The sequence below is a fragment of the Dechloromonas sp. H13 genome, assembly GCF_009469615.1.
In the GTDB taxonomy this organism is placed as follows: domain Bacteria; phylum Pseudomonadota; class Gammaproteobacteria; order Burkholderiales; family Rhodocyclaceae; genus Azonexus.
In genome coordinates this window covers 277,588-295,590 of sequence record NZ_SSXX01000003.1, presented here as the reverse complement: position 1 = coordinate 295,590, position 18,003 = coordinate 277,588, and the positions used below count along the sequence as shown (strand labels likewise).

Genomic DNA, 18,003 nt, shown 5'->3' with positions numbered 1-18,003 from the left:
CCGTGCCGGGATGGCGGGGCCGCAAGCTGGAATCAAATTCCCCCGGTCGTTGCACAGCAGGACGACCGTGCCAGGATGAAATCTGTTGTTCGTCGGACGGACAGGGCTGTTCACACCCCCTGCCAGGCAAAGCGGATCGGCAGATCCAGGTCAATGGCGGTCTGGTTGGCTTCCTCGATGCTCGAGCACAGTTCGGCGCCGAAGTAGGAACTGCCCGGGCAGTCACCGTCGACCAAGCGGATGTCGAACTCGGCGGTCTCCTCCCAGTGGTAGAAGAAGGTCATCGCTCGCCCCTGGCCGGTGGCGCAGTCCATTGGGCTGTTCCCGGCGCCATCCTCACCCCAGGTTGCGATCATTTCCGCGACCTCAGCGTTGTCGCTGGGTGTGGTGGTCAGCGTGTAGGGATATTCATCACGGACATAGAAGACCCGTGGTTCACTGGCCAGTCGTTGCCAGGCGCGCTCAATGGTCCGCTCAGAGGCTGTGGCGATCGACCTGGCCGAGAGGCCGGCTACACCGATCCTTGCCAGCGCTTTCAGGAAGTCACGCCGGTCCATTGGCATTCTCCGAGATTACTTGGGCGAGACGCAGCAGGGCCGCGCGTGGCAGGTTGAACTGAGCCACCCGGCGCCGGTAGGGCTTGGCCATCGTTGGCCAGGTCTGGTAAAGGTCCAGCGTGTGGATGTCGCGCTTCTCGTCGTGCGTGAAGTCGGCCTCGAGGATGTAGGTCGAGGTTTTGTGGAGGCACTGCATGGTCAGGCCTCCAGCAGATGGTTGAGACGGCACCAGCTGCTGACGTAGGCGGCGGTGCTTGGTGGTTCCACTAGCGTGGCGCACCACGCGGCGATCACCGGATCGGGCTGGCGGTAGAAGAGGGCGCCGCTATGAACGGGATCGCCCGGCCAGACCTTGGGGCGGTCGAGTGTCTGGCGGTAACGCAGGCGGCGATTGAAGTTGCGGATCTGCCGGACGGCATCCGGCGGTAATGCAGCGTTGAAGCTACGCATGGTCTGCTCCTGTTTAGCGGTTTCGTCGGCATGACGGGGTCGCAAGTCGGTGTAAATTGCCCCGGTCCGTGGGGTGGACCAGCCCAATACCAGTGTTTCGAATCAACTATGCGTTGAGGATGCGACGTGCAGCAGTGATTGCCTGTGCCCGGTTGCGGGCGGCCTGCACGTCGATGCGGAGCCAGTCGATGGCGGGTGGCGCCGGTTGCCTTCTGCTCGATGTGGGCGCGACCTCAAAGCGGCCGCTGGCTTCGCGGGACCGGTAAGCCGAGTCGATGTCGGTGATGACCATGATGCTTCTCCTTACCCCTGTGTCTCCGGCGTTGCCGGCTTCCAGGGGGAGAAGCGAGCGACGCTTTAGCGGTATTTGTTAGTCGCCCCGCAAGTTGTGCGTTAAATCGGCGACGGTGCGCGCAGCACCAAAAGCAAAAGCCCATTCAGCGTTGATAGCTAGAACGGGCTTGGCCTCGCTTTAGCTGAATTTATTACGCGCCCGCAAGCTGAACTCAAATCGGCGCCATCGGAAAAATTCTAACTATATGTTGCAACAGTTGCAAGAGGGATTGCATGGCCGTTACATCTAGCAATATCACACGCAGTCTGGCCCTTTACGTTTTTTTCAAGTTCATCAGCGCCATAGCTTAAAAGTAATCGATATATATCAGCATGACCATTAGCGGCGGCATACATCAATGCGGTATTTCCACTTTTCGTTCGTGCGTTCACTTCAGTGCCGTAATTGAGCAAGTCAGTTACACGACGAGCATTCCCTCCTGCCGCAACAATCATTAGTTGACTGACCCCATCCCTCTTACCTTTACTTAGTGCCTGTTGTTGTTCTGCAGTAAGCGCCTCATCCCCCTTCTCTCGGCGAAGAAAATAAATAACGAGGTATACAAGGAATGCAATCACTGTAACGCTAACCCAGATAATTGGCTCGCCAGCTTTCATCGCGACAACAGCCACTTGTGTTAACAACCAACATATAACTACAGCAAGAACAATACCGACAACGCGTCCCCCCCTAATAAAACCAGCCAGCATGCCAGTGTTAATCATCACAGGAAACTCCGGGAGCGGCGGCACGTGCAACCCCCTCTGCCGCATTTCTGCTTCAATACGAGCATGAGTTTCACCATTGTGTTTGCCGCCCAAACCACGTTGAGCAAGCAACCAAGCTGCCGATTTGTTCCTTAACTCATCAACTGAATACGCCGATGACATAACTCGTGCTCCAATGTTGTACCGATTGCGCAATTTTGCCATTAGCATGGTCAATTGCCGCGTTCCATGATGGATATGGTATAGCTGCGATTTGTACCCATTCATCTGCACGATTCCGAATCAAAGCTTCTCGAGTGAGCAGGCTACGGAAATTTTAACCGTTAGATAAGGTCTTATATTGCTCAACTATTGATCACTCAGTGACCGAGTACTACATGAACTGGCTCAGCAAGTCGATGTCTATTCAACGCAGATGACCGACTAGAAGGCGCAGATGCTGCAACGCATTGGAGTCTTCTTTGGAAAGATGGCACCTTTGAAACATTCGCTTGGCACCTGCGTAATATTTTTAATAATTTGGCGGGGAGCGATCAATCAGGCAGTAGGGCTATGTTCGTGCCTATCGGCGAATCGAGGTGACTCGCGGTTTGCGCCGTAGGTAAGCTGGTGTCTCAAGTTCACCAAAGCGGCGGTCTGCATCTATAAAGATGGAATGTGCGCGTGCCAGGCGCTCTGCTTCGAAATTGGCGAAACCGGCAAGACGATTGAAGATGGATTGGATACGCTGCATCATGATCGGGCTCCTGGCTTGTTCTCGATGGGGGCATGATGCGCGTCGCCGGGCTCATTAAATGAGCCTAAAATCCACTTTTATTGGCGATACCGAGCCAGCCCAGCCTCAAACTCGACGGCAACCCGTGCCTTGAGCACTTCCGGCTCAATGACCTGGCAGTCGCTACCGTATTTCATGATATCCATGATCAGTTCGCGGTCGTCGGCGTAGGGGACGTGAAGCTCGTAGCTGCCATCTTCGAGAAACCTACCCTTCTGATTGCGATGCCAGCGCTCGGAGGCTACCCAGCGCGCCCTCTCCGGCGTGAAGCGCAATACGGCCCAGGTGATCTGGTCGCCCGAGAAGACGCCATAGCCGGATCCCAGCACCTCATCGAGTCTCTTGTCGGCGACATCCTTCGCCTTCTTGTCGAGGATTTCGGCGTGTTCGATGGCGTCGACCGAGAAGGCTCGTAGGCCGTCGCGCAGATGGCACCAGGCATCGAGATACCAGTTGTCCCGATAGTGGTTGAGGCGCTGCGGCGAAACTTCACGTTCTGTTACTTCATCAGTGCCGCGTGCGTGGTAGCGGATGACGAGGCGCTTGCGGCGGAGCAGGGCAGAGCCGACCGCCTGGAAATGGTCAAGATGAAACTCACGGGCGCCGACGGTCTGGATGCGGATGCGGCGCTGCACTTCTTCGACCGGATTGTCGGCGGTGCCGAGCAGGCCGGTAAGGCGGGCGAGCAGGGGCTGGATCTGCGGACCGAGCAGGCCACCAGTATCGAGATTCGAGAGGAGGTGCTGCATGGTCAGCAGGGCATGGATTTCCTCGGCGGTGAACCACAGGCCGGGCAATTCATATTGCGGACCAATTCGCTTTCCGGTTGTCTCGAAGCGGTAGCCACCCAGGTTGCGGTCGAAGATGAGCGGTGCGTTCAGACGATCCCGCATGTAGGCGAGATCGCGCTTGAGCGTCGCCCAGGAGACGCCGAGGCGTTCCTGTAACTCCTTGCGGGTGACCGAGTGGCGGGCGCCGAGAATTTGATCGATCTGGTAGATGCGTTCCATGCCGCTCATTTGTGCAGTTCCTATGCGATCAATTAGCAGGCGGGCTCGAATCGTGAGCCACCCATGCAGTATGATGACATGCAACTGATTACCATGGGAGCATCTAAGTTGGCATTTTCGGGAAGTCGAAGGGCTTCGACCAAGGTGCTGAATATTCGAATATGAGGATGGTGGTATTGGTAAGTGCTGATGCATGAATTAAAGTCTGTAATTCCTATGCAGATCACTTCCTGAAGGAGTTGCAAAGGGAGCGGAACCGCACCACGAAAATAATCAACAAAAAAGGCGAGCATGGACGTTTTCGAGTTCAGGGAAAAACTGGTTGGTGAATACAGCCAGTTCACGCGCAGCTTCACCAAAATAAAGACGAGTGATATCACATCGTTCGTTGCTGCTGCCTATGAATCGCAACGTTATTGGCCGGCGCCGCTGGTTCAGGTCAATCCGAATTTTCGGGCCGGGCGCACTGTCGAGGAGTTGGTTACAGCCGGGGCCTTGCACCAAAAGTGCGCGCGTATTTTTCGGGCGGGTAAGAGTCCTGCCTCGGCGGGCCTCTCGCTGAAGCTCTTCAAGCACCAGGAGGAGGCGATCAGCTTCGCTCAGACAGGTGCCAGCTACGTGTTGACTACGGGTACGGGTTCGGGAAAGTCGCTCGCGTACTTCATCCCGATGGTCGACGCCATTCTCAAGGCCAAGGCGGACGATCCGGTGCCACGGACTCGAGCCATCGTCATCTACCCGATGAATGCCCTGGCCAACAGTCAGCTCGAGGAACTTGGGAAATTCTTGGGTGACTACGGCGATCAGCCTCCAGTGACCTTCGGCCGCTACACCGGGCAAGAAGATGAAGAGGAGAGACAGCGCCTGGCAGCGAATCCGCCAGATATCCTGCTCACCAACTTCATGATGCTCGAGCTCCTGATGACCCGTCAGGACGACATGGACAAGGCGGTCATCCGTAACGCCAAGGGGCTACGTTTCCTCGTTCTGGACGAACTGCACACCTACCGTGGGCGCCAAGGGGCTGATGTTGCACTACTGGTCCGCAGGGTTCGCGAAGCGCTGGCCGATCGACTTCAGTGTATCGGCACCTCGGCCACGATGGCGACGGAGGGCACGGAGGCTGACCGCAATGCCCTCGTTGCCGAGGTCGCAACCCGGCTATTCGGGACGAGCATTCCGCCGGCCAATGTCATCACCGAAACCCTGCAGCGCGTGACGCCGGAAGAGCTGGTGGTCGAGCACATCAGAGAGGCCCTGGCGGCAGCAGTCCGTGCCGGCATGCCGGAGAATCCCGCATTCGCTGAATTGGCCAAGCACCCGTTGGCGGTCTGGACCGAACTTACACTTGGTCTGACCCGGGAAGAGGGCAAATGGCGACGTGCCAGGCCGATGACTCTTGAGGTTGCTGGCACACGCCTCGCCGCAGATGCCGGGGTTCCTGAAGAACAGGCGCGGACGATCCTAGCCGATTTCCTGCTCCTGGCATACCGCACCACCGATAAACCGCCCGAGGATGGCGGCCGCAGCCTGTTTGCTTTCAAGCTGCACCAGTTCATCTCCGGGGGAGGCAAGGTGTTTTCGACGCTTGAAGCACCCGGCAAGCGTTTTTTGACCCTCGACGGCAGCCAGTTCGTTCCCGGAGACCGTGCCCGCAAGCTTTATTCGGTCCATTTTTGCCGTGATTGCGGCCAGGAATACATCCCGGTCTGGGACGAGAATACGGCTAGCGGCCGCCAGTTCACGCCGCGCAATATTGAGGAGCGGTCCCACGAGGACGAGGAGGTCCGAAACGGTTTTTTCATGCCCGATTCGTTGGGCATCTGGGAGGACACGCTCGACCGCTACCCGGAATCCTGGCTTGAACGCACCGGAGATGACTATCGCCTCAAGTCCACCTACCGTCGTCGACAGCCCGCCCATGTCCGGCTTAACGGCGAGGGGGCGCTGGACAATGCCGGGGCCCCGGGCTGGTACATCCCGGGCAGCTTCGGCTTCTGCCTCGGTTGTGGGGTCACCCATCACACAGCAGGCCGCGATTCGCTGCGTCTGACGGCGTTGTCAGGCGAAGGCCGCAGTTCAGCAACCACCATGCTGACACTCACCTCGCTGCGCTACCTTTACGAGCAGGATGATCAGCTGAGTGCCGAGGCCAAGAAGGTACTTGGCTTCTCCGACAACCGGCAGGATGCCGCATTGCAGGTTGGTCATTTCAACGATTTCCTGCAGATCCTCCTGCAGCGGGCTGCACTGCTTGCGGCGGTGCAGGGCACCCCGAATGGGGAGGTCGACGAGAACGGCATCGCCGGCGCTGTTTTCTCGGCGTTGGGCTTCGACCGCGACGATCCCGGTGTTCGCGCTGAGTACATGCAGGATCCGGAGGTGCGCGGCAACGCCCGCCGCCAGGTCCAGGACACGATGCGCAGCATCCTCGGCTACCGTGTCTATTACGACCTGCGCCGAGGCTGGCGGTTCAACAATCCGAACCTCGAGCAGCTTGGCTTGGTCCGGATCGCCTATCGCGACCTCGAGGAGCTGTCGGCTGCAGCCGACATGTGGCAGCAGGCGCCGCTCATCCTGCAGGCAGCCTCGCCGGCAGTTCGCCAGCGGGTGCTCGAGATGGTCTTCGAGTCGATGCGCCAGGGGCTGTGTCTGGCGTCGCGCTATCTCGACAGGTCAGAGCTCGATCGCCTGAAAACCGCCAGCTATGCCAACCTGCGAGAGCCTTGGGGCTTCACCGAAGACGAAAACCCGGTCGCCGCCAGTTGGTTCATCACAGTTGCCCGGCCGCGCGATGAAGATCGCCGCAACGTCGAATATCTCGTCTCCGGCAGTGCGCGCTCCAAGCTCGGCCGTCTGCTCAAGCAGCCGGCCACCTGGCGTGAAAAGAACGAAGCGGACAACCCGCACGCCGTGCGCATCAAGGACGAGCATTATCAGGAAATCATCGGTGCGCTACTCAGGGCTGCCAAGACCTACGGCCTGGTCGTCGCCGAAGAAACCGAATTCGGCATGACCGGCTACCAGCTCAACGGCAGCGGCATCGTCTGGCGCCTGAGCGACGGCGAGAGTGCGCGCGGCGCGAGCGACAATCCCTTTTTCCGGGGCTTATACGCCAATGTCGCCGGGCTCCTTGCCAATCCCGCCCATCGCCTCTTCGACTTCGAGGCCAGGGAGCACACGGCACAGGTCGAGCAGGATGATCGCCTCGAACGCGAGGCCCGCTTCCGCTTCACCCGCAAGGATCGCGACGAGTGGCTAACGAAGACCGGCAAGCAACTCGAATGGCTTCCCGTGCTGTTCTGTTCGCCGACCATGGAACTCGGTGTCGACATCTCTTCGCTTAATACAGTCTATCTACGTAACGTGCCGCCGACGCCGGCAAACTATGCCCAGCGCAGCGGCCGGGCCGGGCGCGCCGGCCAGCCGGCCCTGGTCATTACCTACTGCGCCGCACAATCGCCGCACGACCAGTATTTCTTCCGCGACCCGGTGCGCATGGTGCATGGCCAGGTCAATCCACCGACGCTCGATCTGGCGAACCGCGAACTGATCCAGAGTCACCTGCAAGCAGTCTGGCTGGCGGAAACTGGTGTCAAGCTGGACAAGAGCATTCGCGGCCTGCTCGACATGAACGCCGAACAGGCGCCCCTGGCCGAGCATTTGCGCCAGGCGCTCGATACCGATGCGCCGCAACGCCGGGCCCACGCCCGCGGCCTGACTATCCTCAATATGCTGGCCAGCGAGCTCACGGCCCAAAAGGCGCCCTGGTACGACGAACACTTCGCCGAGCGCGTCTTTGCGCGCGCTTTTGCTTCATTCGACGGGGCGCTCAATCGCTGGCGTGACCTGTTTGCGGCGACCAAGCGGCAGATGGAGATCAACCAGCGGGTGATGAACAACCCCGCCGCCAGCGAGCGAGAACGGAAGGATGCCAAGCAGCGGCACGACGAGGCCTTCCGCCAGCAGTCATTGCTCCTGCAGGAGTCGGGTAGTGCCAACTCCGATTTCTATACTTACCGCTACCTAGCCAGTCAGGGCTTTCTCCCGGGCTACAACTTCCCGCGTCTGCCGCTGATGGCCTACATCCCGGCGCGCAAAGGCAAGATCGGGCGCGAGAACTTCCTGAGCCGGCCGCGTTTTCTCGCCCTCAGCGAATTCGGTCCCTACAGCCTGATCTACCACGAAGGCAGCCAATACCGCGTCATCCGGGCGATGCTCTCGGTTTCCGGTGACGATCAGGTTGCCCTGGGTGCCCGGCTCACCACCGAGGTTGCACGGATCTGCCCGGTCTGTGGCTATGGCCATTTCCGTGGCCAGCGCGACGCCGACCGCTGCGTTTCGTGCAATGCGCCGCTGGCCGACGCCAAGGAGGTGCAGAACCTTTACCGGATTGAAAACGTCTCGACCCGTCGCGCCGAGCGCATCACCGCCAATGAGGAAGAGCGGGTGCGCCAGGGCTACGAGATGCAGACCACCATCCAGTTTGGCGAGCAGGAAGGCCGGCTGCAGCGTCTCGACAGCCAGCTTGCCGACGATGCCGGCATCGTCCTCACCCTGCAATACGGCCCGGCCGCCACGGTGTGGCGCATGAATTTCGGCTGGCGCCGGCGGAAGGAAAAGAGCGTCCTCGGCTTCATGATCAACCCGGTTACCGGCCACTGGGTCGGCGGTGCCGAGGAAAGCGGCGAACCCGATCCGGATGCGCCGCCCGACCGCACGCCGCCGCAGCGCATCGTTCCCTATGTGGAAGACCGCCGCAACGTGCTGATCGTCCGGCCGCCTGAAACCTTCGAAATGGCCACCATGGCCACGCTCCAGTACGCCCTCAAGCGCGGCATCGAGGCGGTCTATCAGCTCGAGGAAAGCGAACTGATGGCCGAGCCGCTGCCAAGCCGCGACAACCGCCAGGCGATCCTGCTTTACGAATCGGCGGAGGGCGGGGCCGGGGTGCTGACCCGTCTCGCCACCGAGCCTGAAGCGCTGGTCAGGGTAGCTGACGAAGCGCTGCGCATCATGCACTACCAGCGTCCGGCCGACGGTGTCTGGAACCCCGAATCGCTTACCCAGGACGTCGACGAGGCAGGGAACCCGATCTGTGAAGCCGGCTGCTACAAATGCCTGCTGTCTTACTACAACCAGCCTGACCACAACGTCATCGACCGCCAGGATGCCGAGAACGACGGCAAGGTGCTCGACATACTCTGCCGGCTCACGCGGGCGCAGGGCAGGACGGGTACCTTCGGCCGTTCGCCGGAGCAGCAGGCAGGCGAACTCGCCCGCATCTCGGGCAGCAGCGTGGAACAGGCCTGGCTTGCCTACGTCGACCAGCACGGCCACCGCCGACCCGATCGCGGACAGGAAAGCATTCCCGAGTGCAACACCTGCGCTGATTTCTTCTACGAGGACTGGAAGGCCGCCATCTATGTCGATGGTCCGCACCACGACGAGCCGGTGCAGCGCGAGCAGGACGAGGCCATCACCCGGGCGCTCGAAGCCTCCGGCCACTATGTCGTGCGCTTTCCAAAGGAGCAGGGGCGCTGGCCGGAAATCTTTGCTGCCCATGCGGGTCTTTTCGGCCCCGGAACCGATCACCGAGATTAACCAATGAGTGCCCAAGTCAGTTTTCAACCCGGCAGCCTCGTGTCCGCCCGCGGACGCGAATGGATCGTCATGCCGCAATCGGACAACGAAACCCTGCATCTGCGCCCGCTCGGCGCCGCCGAAGACGATGCGACCCTGATCTACCTGCCCATCGAGCGGCAGCCGGTGACGCCGGCCAGCTTTCCGTGGCCGACCGTCGCCGAGGCGTCCAATCATGCCGCCGGGCAACTCCTGCGCGATGCGCTCCAGCTCAAGCTGCGCACTGGCGCCGGGCCGTTTCGCAGCTTCGGCAACATCGCCGTCGAGCCGCGCGCTTACCAGCTCGTGCCGCTGCTCATGGCGCTCAAGCAGGAGGTTGTGCGCCTGCTGATCGCTGACGACGTCGGCATCGGCAAGACCATCGAGGCGGCGCTGATCGTCCGTGAGTTGATCGACCGTGGCGAAATTGGTCGCCTGACCGTGCTTTGCCCGCCGCACCTGTGCGAGCAGTGGCAGCGCGAATTGAAGGAACGCTTCCACATCCACGCCGTCGTCGTGCGCAGCAGCACGGCCGCCCGGCTGGAGCGCGGGTTGCCCGCCAACCAGTCCGTGTTCGAGGCCTACCCGTACACCGTGGTCAGCCTCGACTACATCAAGTCCGACCGCAGGCGCGACGAATTTCAGCGCGCCTGCCCGGAATGCGTGATCGTCGACGAGGCGCACACCTGCACTTTCAGCGGTCAGGGGCGCCAGCAGCGCTACACCTTGCTCAAGGGGCTTGCCGAAAACCCCGAGCGGCACATGATCATGCTCACCGCCACCCCGCACTCTGGCGATGAGGAATCCTTCTTCAACCTGCTCGGCCTCCTGCATCCGACCTTCCGCGAACTCAAGGATGCCGCCGCCGACAGCCGCCAGCCGCTGCGTGAGCAGCTGGCCCGCCACTTCGTCCAGCGCCGCCGGCCCGATATCGAGGAATGGCAGGATCATCAGCTCTTCCCCGAGCGCCTCACCGCCGAGATCACCTATCAGCTCACCGGCGCCTGGGGCCGGCTGTTCGATGAAGTGCTGACCTACGCCCGCACGCTGGTCGAGCGCGCTGAAGGGCAGGGCGCCCTTCACCAGCGCATGAGCTGGTGGGCTGCGCTGGCACTGCTGCGCTGCATTTCCTCGTCGCCGGCCGCCGCCGTCAATGCCTTGCGCACCCGGCTTGCTGGCGGTTCGTTGAATGCCTCCGAAGATGAAACCCAAAGCCTCGCCGAAGCAGAAGCTCAGGGCCGCGAGCGCGTGCTCGACGGCGCCGAGGACGACCTGACCACCCAGGATATCGAGCCCGCCGCCTGCACCGAGGACAGCCAGTTGCTTACCGAACTCGTCGCCAAGGCGGAAGGACTCGCCGGCCCCGGCCAGGATCCCAAGCTCAAGCGCCTGCTCGAACACCTCGATGAACTCACCGCCGCCGGCTTCCAGCCGGTAGTTTTCTGCCGCTACATCGCCACCGCCCACTATGTTGCCGAGGCGCTGCGCAAGGCGTTCAAGAACCATCTGGTGCAGGCCGTTACCGGCGAATTCGCCGCAGCCGAACGCGAAGCTGCGGTCGACGCCATGGGTGAGGCAGAAAAGCGCATTCTCGTCGCCACCGACTGCCTGTCCGAAGGCATCAACCTGCAGAACCTGTTCACCGCAGTCGTGCACTACGATTTATCGTGGAATCCCACCCGCCACGAGCAGCGTGAAGGCCGCGTCGACCGTTTCGGCCAGAAGGCCCGCGAGGTTCGCACTACCATGCTCTACGGCCGTGACAACCCGGTCGACGGCGCCGTGCTTCACGTCATCCTCAGGAAAGCAGAAAGCATCCGCAAGGAACTCGGCGTGCTCGTGCCGATGCCGGACGACGAAGGCAAACTCACCCAGGCGCTGGTCGGCGCCGTGCTGTTGCGCAAGGGCAGCATCGCCACCGTCTCGCCGCAGCAGACCCTGGATTTCGGCCAGCCGGCGATCGAGATCGAAACCGCCTGGCAATCCGCCCGTGACAAAGCCGCGCGCAACCGCACCCTGTTCGCCCAGCGCCGCCTCAAGCCCGAGGACGTCCTGCCCGAATGGCGCAAGACGCTCGCCGTGCTTGGCGGCGAAGAAGACGTCGAGCGCTTCGTCCGCCGCGCCGCCGCCCGCCTTGGCGCGCCGCTCGAAGCCACCACCGGCGCCCAGACCGGCCACTGGAAACTACACGCCGGCAGCCTAGGTTCCGCCGCCCTGCGCGAGCGCTTGGCCGGGGAGGGGCTGACGGGCACGCTGCGCATCGATTTTCACCAGCCTCCGGCGCCGGGCACGCTGTTTATCCACCGCACCCACCCGCTGGTTGGCTGCCTGGCCGACCACCTGCTCGAACAGGCGCTCGACGACGGTATCGATGCCGACACCGCCGACGTTGCCCGCGCCGGGGCCATCTTCACCTCGGCCGTGACGACGCGCACTGCCGTTCTGCTGCTGCGCCTGCGCCACCAGCTCACCGTCACCCACCGTAACCACTCACGCCTGCTGTTGTGCGAGGAAACGGTCACCGTCGCCGTCGCCGAAGGGCAGGGCGATGCGCTGCTCGCGGGCGATGCCGTGCGCGACCTGCTCACTACCGAACCGGACCGCAACATGCCGCCGCCGCTGCGCGACCATCACCTGCGACAGCAGCTCGACCGCCTGCCGGCGTTACAGCCGACCCTTGAGCAGCTTGCCCGCGACCGCGCCCTGGCGCTCCTTGAAGACCACCGCCGCGTCCGCGAGGCTGCCCGGGGCAGCGGTGAATACCGCGTTACCCCGAGCCTGCCGGTCGACGTGATGGGCATCTTCGTGCTCGTTCCGGCCTAGGGAGACCTGTTATTCCTGCTCTGCAACGACATGAATTGATTGAAAATTTTCCCGGATGTCACCTTAAGCGCCGATCGCCATGCCTAATCCGACAGCGTAGGTTTGGGCCCGTTTTCTTTCTGAAGCGTTGTTGCAACCGGATGTTTTTAATGAAATTTTCGCGCTAGACTAGATAGTGTAAAAAAAGTTACACAAAAGGTTTTTATGACATCCTGGAAGTTCTACGGCCGCCGCGACGAGCTGGAGGCGATCAAGTTGCTTCTGACCCGCGAGCGCTGGTTTTTCTGCGCGATCAGCGGCCGCCGGCGCATCGGCAAGACCTCGCTGATCCGCGAGGCGCTGCTCGAAGCCCGGGGTGGCAGCGGACCGGCCGCAGCGCTCTATGTGCAGATTCCCGACAGCGACGAGCGCGATGTCGTTGCCGTGTTCACGGATGCGCTCGCCGCCTTTGCCGCCGCCAACCCGGGGCGCCTGCCGGTCGGTGTCACGGCCGACAAGCTGCGCCGCTTCTCCGACATGGCACGCTGCATCGGCGCGTTGTGCCGCGCCGGCATCGTCGTCGTCATCGACGAATTCCAGTATTTCAACCGCAAGGCGCTGTCGGCCTTCACCTCGCTGCTGCAGGCCGAAGTCGACACGTTAACCGGTTCCGCCAGCGGCGGCATCTTCGTTCTCGGTTCGATCCACACCGAGATGACGGCGCTCCTTGAAGATCGCGGCTCGCCGCTCTACGCCCGCGTGACCGACCGCTTGACCCTCGACCACTGGGACTTTGCCACGCTCTTCCAGGTCTTTGCGGACCAGGGCCTGGATAGCCCGCGCGACTGGCTGACCTTCTGGTCGGTCTTCGAGGGCGTCCCCAAGTTCTATCGCGACTGCGCCTATCAGGGCACTTTCTCGGCCGATGGCCGCAGCGCGGCGGACCGCATCATCGACACCCTGTTTCTCTCGGCGCGCGCGCCGCTGATCGAGGAGGCAGGCACCTGGTTTCTGCGCGAGCTGCGCGGCGCTGGTGTCTCGCTGTTGCGCCTGCTCGCCCGGCAGCAGCCCTGCGCGCAACAACAGCTCTCGGCGGCCTACGAAAGCCTCGGCGACAGTCGCTCCTTCGCCACCTACCTGGCGACGCTGATCGACCGCTACCGCCTCGTCGAGCGTCTCAACCCGATTTTTGCCCAGCCCGGCAGTCGCCAGGCGCGCTACCAGATCGGCGACAATTTCCTCGCTGCCTGGCTCGCGGCCATCGAGCCGGCGGTGCAGGCGGCGCGCGTCCAGCCCCCGGCGCAGGCGCTGCGCATCGGCGAAATCCGCCTCGAAAATCACGAAGGCCCCACCTTCGAACGCATGGTGCGCAAGCTGATGGCCGAAGCCTCGCGCCGCGGCGTTGCCGATTTCCCGCTGACCGATCTTGTCCACGGCTACTGGAACCGTCCCCGCGACGCCGCACGGCTGATCGAGATCGACATCGTCGCCATCAATGAAACCGAACAGCGTGTCCGCTTCGGCAGTTGCAAGCGTTCGTCCGGCAAGCACACCCGCGAGGCGCTGGCCACCTTCGAGCAGCACGTCGGCGATTTCCTCGCCACCGCCAGCGGGCGCCGCTTCAAGGGCTGGCACCAGGAACGCGCGCTCTACTCGCCGGACTTTCCGGCCGACGAGCGCCAGTCGCTGCAAGCCGCGGGCTACCGCTGCGTCGACCTCAACGATTACCAGCGCTGGCTTACCGCGCCCAACCTGAACTGAACTTTAATGGCCCGCCGCTCCAGCACCGAACTCGCCTTCACCGCCCTGACCATCGAGGGCGGCCTGCTGGCGCCTGATTTCCTCAACAAGATCGCCCACCTCGAAGCCGCCGCGCAGGGCGAAGCCGACTACGATGTGCCGCGCGGCCTCAAGCTGCGCGATGAGATCGGCCGCTACTGGAAGATCGCCCAGAACCTCTGGCAGGATTTCGCCGCCCGCCGCGAACGTGCCGACCGCGACCCGATCAAGGCCACTGCCCACGAATTCCTCGAACCCTTCTGCCGCCAGGTGCTCGGCTTTGCCGACATCCGGCGCATCGGCCAGGTCGCTATCGGCGAGCGCAGTTTCCCCATCGGCTGGGCCGCGTCCGACGGCCGCGTGCCGCTCGTCTTCGCCGGCCACGACCAGCCGCTCGACAAACCCGGCACCCGCCACGGCGACGGCACCCGCCGCCGCTCGCCCTTCCTGCTCGCCCAGGAAGTCCTCAACGCCAACCACGCCGCGCTCTGGGCCGTCGTCAGCAACGGCCTCAAGCTGCGCGTCCTGCGCGACAACCCGAGCCTCACCCGCCCGGCCTACGTCGAAGCCGACCTCGAAGCCATCTTCAGCGAAGGCCTCTATCCCGACTTCGCCGCCCTCTGGCTCTTCGCCCACGCCAGCCGCTTCGGCCAGGCCGGCGCCGAGCCCGCCGATTGCCCGCTGGAACACTGGCGTAACACCGCACAGGAAGACGGCATCCGCGTCCGCGACCGCCTGCGCGACGGTGTCGCCGGCGCCCTGCGCGTGCTCGGCACTGGCTTTCTCGCTCATCCCGCCAACGGTGAACTGCGCCGCCGCATCGAAAGCGGCGAACTGGCGACGCAGGACTACTTCGAGCAACTCCTGCGCCTCGTCTACCGCTTCATCTTCCTCGCCACTATCGAAGACCGCGAACTCGTCTTCGCGCCCGACGCCAGCGCCGAAGCCCGCGCCCGCTATCAGGCCGGCTACAGCCTCGCCCGTCTGCGCCGCCTGGCTGCCCGGCGGCGCAGCTACGACCGCCATGCCGACCTCTGGCAGGCGCTCACCATCACCTTCGCCGGCCTCGCCGGCGGTCAGCCGGCACTTGGCCTGCCGGCGCTCGGCGGCCTGTTCCACACCGGCCAGTGTCCCGATCTCGACGCTGCCCAGCTCGACAACCAGGCGCTGCTCACCGCGCTCTACGGCCTCTGCTTCTTCCGCGACGGTGCCGCGCTCTCGCGCGTCAATTACCGCGACATGGATTCCGAGGAACTTGGCAGCGTCTACGAAAGCCTGCTGGAATTGGTGCCGGAAATGACGTTGACCGCAACCGTCCGCCGCTTCGGCTTCATCGGCGACGAAGAGGCCGGCAGCACCAAGGGCAACGCGCGCAAGCTCACCGGCTCCTACTACACCCCCGACAGCCTGGTGCAGGAACTGGTCAAGAGCGCGCTCGACCCCGTCATCGCCCGCACGCTCGCCGACCACCCGCACGAACCGGTCGCCGCGCTGCTCGGCCTCACCGTCTGCGACCCCGCCTGCGGCTCCGGCCACTTCCTGCTTGCCGCCGCCCGCCGCATCGCCGAGGAAGTCGCCCGGCTCACCGCCGCCGACGGCAACCCGCTGCCGGCCGACTACCGCCACGCCCTGCGCGACGTCGTCGCCCGCTGCATTTACGGCGTGGACCGCAACCCGATGGCCGTCGAACTGGCGCGCACCGCGCTCTGGCTCGAAGCCTACACGCCCGACCGGCCGCTCACCTTCCTCGACCACCACCTGCGCTGCGGCGATGCGCTGCTCGGCATCCTCGACCCGGCCATCCTCGAAGCCGGCATCCCCGACAAAGCCTTCAACGCGCTCTCGGGCGACGACAAGGACGTCGTCAAGGCGATCAAGAAAGCCAACCGCGACGCCCTGAAATCCATCGAAAAGGCCAAGGCGCACGCCGCCTTCAACCTCGCGCTCGGCCTCGACGCCGCGCCCGCGGCCGCCGCGCTCGATGCGTTGCCTGACGACACCCTGGCCGCGCTCGACGCCAAGCGCGCCGCCTTTGCCGAGGCCGAGGCCAGGAGCGCCGCCTCGCGCGCCCGGCTGGCCGCCGACATTTTTGTCGCCGCCTTCGTCCTGCCCAAGACGCCGGAAACGGAAAAGACGGTGCCGACCTCGCAGGATCTCTGGCTGGTGCTCAACGGCGGCGATCCGCGCCCCGGTGTCGCCGCCGCTGCCGCCCGCGCCGCGCAAACGGCGCAGGCCTTTCACTGGTGGCAGGCCTTCCCGCAGGTGCGGGCGAAAGGCGGCTTCGCCGTGCTGCTCGGCAACCCGCCGTGGGAGCGCATCAAGTTGCAGGAGGAGGAATACTTCGCCAGCCGCAGCCCCCTGATCGCCGAAGCGCCGCATCAGGCCGAGCGCGGCCGGCGCATCGAACTGCTGTGCGAAGGCATGCTGCTGCACGCGCTCTATCCGGAAGTCGAGGCGGCGCAGGGGCTGGTGCCGCCCAACCTGGCCGAGCAGAAACTGTACGCCGACTTCATCGTCGCCCGCCGCATTGCCGAAGCCGCCAGCCTGTTCGCCCACGATGCCGGGCGCTACCCGCTGACCGGCGTCGGCGACGTGAATACCTACGCGCTATTCGCTGAAACCTTTACACAATTGGTCGCGGAAACTGGCCGGGCGGGGTTCATTGTGCCAACCGGCATCGCGACCGACGACAGCACGAAGCGTTATTTCGAGGCAGTTACACAGGGTCGGCAACTAATTGCTCTTTACTCGTTTGAGAACGAGGAGTTCGTATTCCCTGCGGTTCATCACGCGATGAAGTTTTGCTTGGTAATTGTAGGTGGCGTATGCACGAATTCGCTTACGTCGGAATTTGTGCATTTTGCTCGCCAAGTGACGGCGCTTGGTGATCCGAGGAGGCGCTTTACGCTATGTTCGGATGACTTCCGCCTGATCAACCCCAACACGCTGACCTGCCCGGTCTTCCGCAGCGAGCGCGATGCCGAGCTGACCAAGAAGCTCTATCGCTCCGCGCCGGTGCTCTTCGCCGAAGGGCCGCCCGAGCGCAACCCGTGGGGCATTCGCTTCATGACTGTGTTCCACATGGCCAGCGACAGCGGCCTCTTCCGCGACGCTCCGGCGCCCGGCCGTCTGCCGCTCTACGAAGCCAAGATGATCCACCAGATCGACCACCGCTGGGCGACCTATGCCGCCGACGGGACGAGCGGCGATGTTGCGGTCGACGCCAAAAAAGACCCGAATTTCACGGTCACGCCGCGCTACTGGGTCGACGCCGCCGAGGTCGAATCCCGCCTCGCCGTCAGGGGCTGGACGCGCGGCTGGCTGATGGGCTGGCGGGACATTACGAATGCGACCAACGAGCGCACGGTGATTGCGTCAGTGGTGGCGCGGGTGGGGGTGGGGCATACGCTTCCGCTGATGATGACCGTTCGCGAGCCGCGCGAGGCGGCGGCGTTGCTCGCCAATCTCAGCGCGTTGGTACTCGATTTCGTGGCTCGCCAAAAGGTTGGCGGCACGCACCTGACTTACGGCTATCTCAAGCAGTTCCCGATCCTCCCGCCCGACCGCTATAGCGAAACTGACCTCGCCTTCATCGTCCCGCGCGTCCTCGAACTGACCTACACCGCCCACGACCTCGCGCCTTGGGCCGCCGACCTCGGCCACGCCGGCCCGCCCTTCGCCTGGGAGCCCGATCGCCGCGCCATCCTGCGCGCCGAACTCGACGCCTATTACGCCCGCCTCTACAGCCTGACCCGCGACGAGCTGCGCTACATCCTCGACCCCGCCGACATCATGGGCGCCGACTACCCCAGCGAGACCTTCCGCGTCCTCAAGAACAACGAGACCCGCGAACACGGCGAATACCGCACCCGCCGCCTGGTGCTCGAAGCCTGGGATGCGCAGGCCGGCGGCGGCTGATAAGGTGCACATCAATGAATGACGTAAA

General features: G+C 63.3%; 11 protein-coding genes. 4 read left to right on the top strand and 7 right to left on the bottom strand.

Annotation, left to right across the window (positions count from 1 at the left end):
• Window positions 1-110: 110 nt before the first annotated feature.
• From GH660_RS09660 to GH660_RS09630, 7 genes are all read right to left on the bottom strand, one after another.
• Window positions 111-557 carry a hypothetical protein gene (locus GH660_RS09660; protein ID WP_153146451.1) on the bottom strand — a complete coding sequence of 149 codons (447 nt, stop codon included), beginning with the start codon at window positions 555-557 and terminating at the stop codon, window positions 111-113.
• Window positions 544-753, bottom strand: a complete 210-nt coding sequence (locus GH660_RS09655) for a hypothetical protein (protein ID WP_153146450.1) — start codon at window positions 751-753, stop codon at window positions 544-546. Before GH660_RS09655 ends, GH660_RS09660 begins: the two co-directional genes overlap by 14 nt.
• A 2-nt stretch (window positions 754-755) precedes the next feature.
• On the bottom strand, window positions 756-1,007 hold the full coding sequence (locus GH660_RS09650; RefSeq protein WP_153146449.1) for a hypothetical protein: 252 nt from the start codon (window positions 1,005-1,007) through the stop codon (window positions 756-758).
• 106 nt (window positions 1,008-1,113) lie between these two features.
• The gene (locus tag GH660_RS09645; RefSeq protein ID WP_153146448.1) at window positions 1,114-1,299 is read right to left on the bottom strand and encodes a hypothetical protein; all 186 of its coding nucleotides are present in this window, start codon (window positions 1,297-1,299) and stop codon (window positions 1,114-1,116) included.
• Window positions 1,300-1,538: 239 nt separating this feature from the next.
• The gene (locus GH660_RS09640) at window positions 1,539-2,279 is read right to left on the bottom strand and encodes an ankyrin repeat domain-containing protein (protein WP_228276451.1); all 741 of its coding nucleotides are present in this window, start codon (window positions 2,277-2,279) and stop codon (window positions 1,539-1,541) included.
• Window positions 2,280-2,631: 352 nt separating this feature from the next.
• Window positions 2,632-2,805 carry a hypothetical protein gene (locus tag GH660_RS09635; protein ID WP_153146446.1) on the bottom strand — a complete coding sequence of 58 codons (174 nt, stop codon included), beginning with the start codon at window positions 2,803-2,805 and terminating at the stop codon, window positions 2,632-2,634.
• Between the two features lie 77 nt (window positions 2,806-2,882).
• Complete coding sequence (locus tag GH660_RS09630) at window positions 2,883-3,863, bottom strand: YafY family protein (protein ID WP_153146445.1); 981 nt, start codon at window positions 3,861-3,863, stop codon at window positions 2,883-2,885.
• A gap of 282 nt (window positions 3,864-4,145) precedes the next feature.
• Between GH660_RS09630 and GH660_RS09625 the strand changes: the two genes are divergently transcribed.
• The 4 genes from GH660_RS09625 to GH660_RS09610 all read left to right on the top strand — a co-directional run bounded on the left by GH660_RS09625 (window position 4,146) and on the right by GH660_RS09610 (window position 17,975).
• Complete coding sequence (locus GH660_RS09625) at window positions 4,146-9,458, top strand: DEAD/DEAH box helicase (RefSeq protein WP_153146444.1); 5,313 nt, start codon at window positions 4,146-4,148, stop codon at window positions 9,456-9,458.
• 3 nt (window positions 9,459-9,461) lie between these two features.
• The gene (locus GH660_RS09620) at window positions 9,462-12,299 is read left to right on the top strand and encodes a helicase-related protein (RefSeq protein WP_153146443.1); all 2,838 of its coding nucleotides are present in this window, start codon (window positions 9,462-9,464) and stop codon (window positions 12,297-12,299) included.
• Window positions 12,300-12,503: 204 nt separating this feature from the next.
• The gene (locus tag GH660_RS09615; RefSeq protein ID WP_153146442.1) at window positions 12,504-14,039 is read left to right on the top strand and encodes an ATP-binding protein; all 1,536 of its coding nucleotides are present in this window, start codon (window positions 12,504-12,506) and stop codon (window positions 14,037-14,039) included.
• A 6-nt stretch (window positions 14,040-14,045) separates the two neighbouring features.
• Complete coding sequence (locus GH660_RS09610; protein WP_153146441.1) at window positions 14,046-17,975, top strand: DNA methyltransferase; 3,930 nt, start codon at window positions 14,046-14,048, stop codon at window positions 17,973-17,975.
• Window positions 17,976-18,003 lie beyond the last annotated feature (28 nt).

What these genes read in the sequence shown, in the direction of transcription:
- GH660_RS09645 (WP_153146448.1), bottom strand. Translation starts at nt 1,299, where the DNA reads ATGGTCATCACCGACATCGACTCGGCTTACCGGTCCCGCGAAGCCAGC.
- GH660_RS09640 (WP_228276451.1), bottom strand. Translation starts at nt 2,279, where the DNA reads ATGCTAATGGCAAAATTGCGCAATCGGTACAACATTGGAGCACGAGTT.
- GH660_RS09650 (WP_153146449.1), bottom strand. Translation starts at nt 1,007, where the DNA reads ATGCGTAGCTTCAACGCTGCATTACCGCCGGATGCCGTCCGGCAGATC.
- GH660_RS09625 (WP_153146444.1), top strand. Translation starts at nt 4,146, where the DNA reads ATGGACGTTTTCGAGTTCAGGGAAAAACTGGTTGGTGAATACAGCCAG.
- GH660_RS09610 (WP_153146441.1), top strand. Translation starts at nt 14,046, where the DNA reads ATGGCCCGCCGCTCCAGCACCGAACTCGCCTTCACCGCCCTGACCATC.
- GH660_RS09620 (WP_153146443.1), top strand. Translation starts at nt 9,462, where the DNA reads ATGAGTGCCCAAGTCAGTTTTCAACCCGGCAGCCTCGTGTCCGCCCGC.
- GH660_RS09630 (WP_153146445.1), bottom strand. Translation starts at nt 3,863, where the DNA reads ATGAGCGGCATGGAACGCATCTACCAGATCGATCAAATTCTCGGCGCC.
- GH660_RS09655 (WP_153146450.1), bottom strand. Translation starts at nt 753, where the DNA reads ATGCAGTGCCTCCACAAAACCTCGACCTACATCCTCGAGGCCGACTTC.
- GH660_RS09615 (WP_153146442.1), top strand. Translation starts at nt 12,504, where the DNA reads ATGACATCCTGGAAGTTCTACGGCCGCCGCGACGAGCTGGAGGCGATC.
- GH660_RS09635 (WP_153146446.1), bottom strand. Translation starts at nt 2,805, where the DNA reads ATGATGCAGCGTATCCAATCCATCTTCAATCGTCTTGCCGGTTTCGCC.
- GH660_RS09660 (WP_153146451.1), bottom strand. Translation starts at nt 557, where the DNA reads ATGGACCGGCGTGACTTCCTGAAAGCGCTGGCAAGGATCGGTGTAGCC.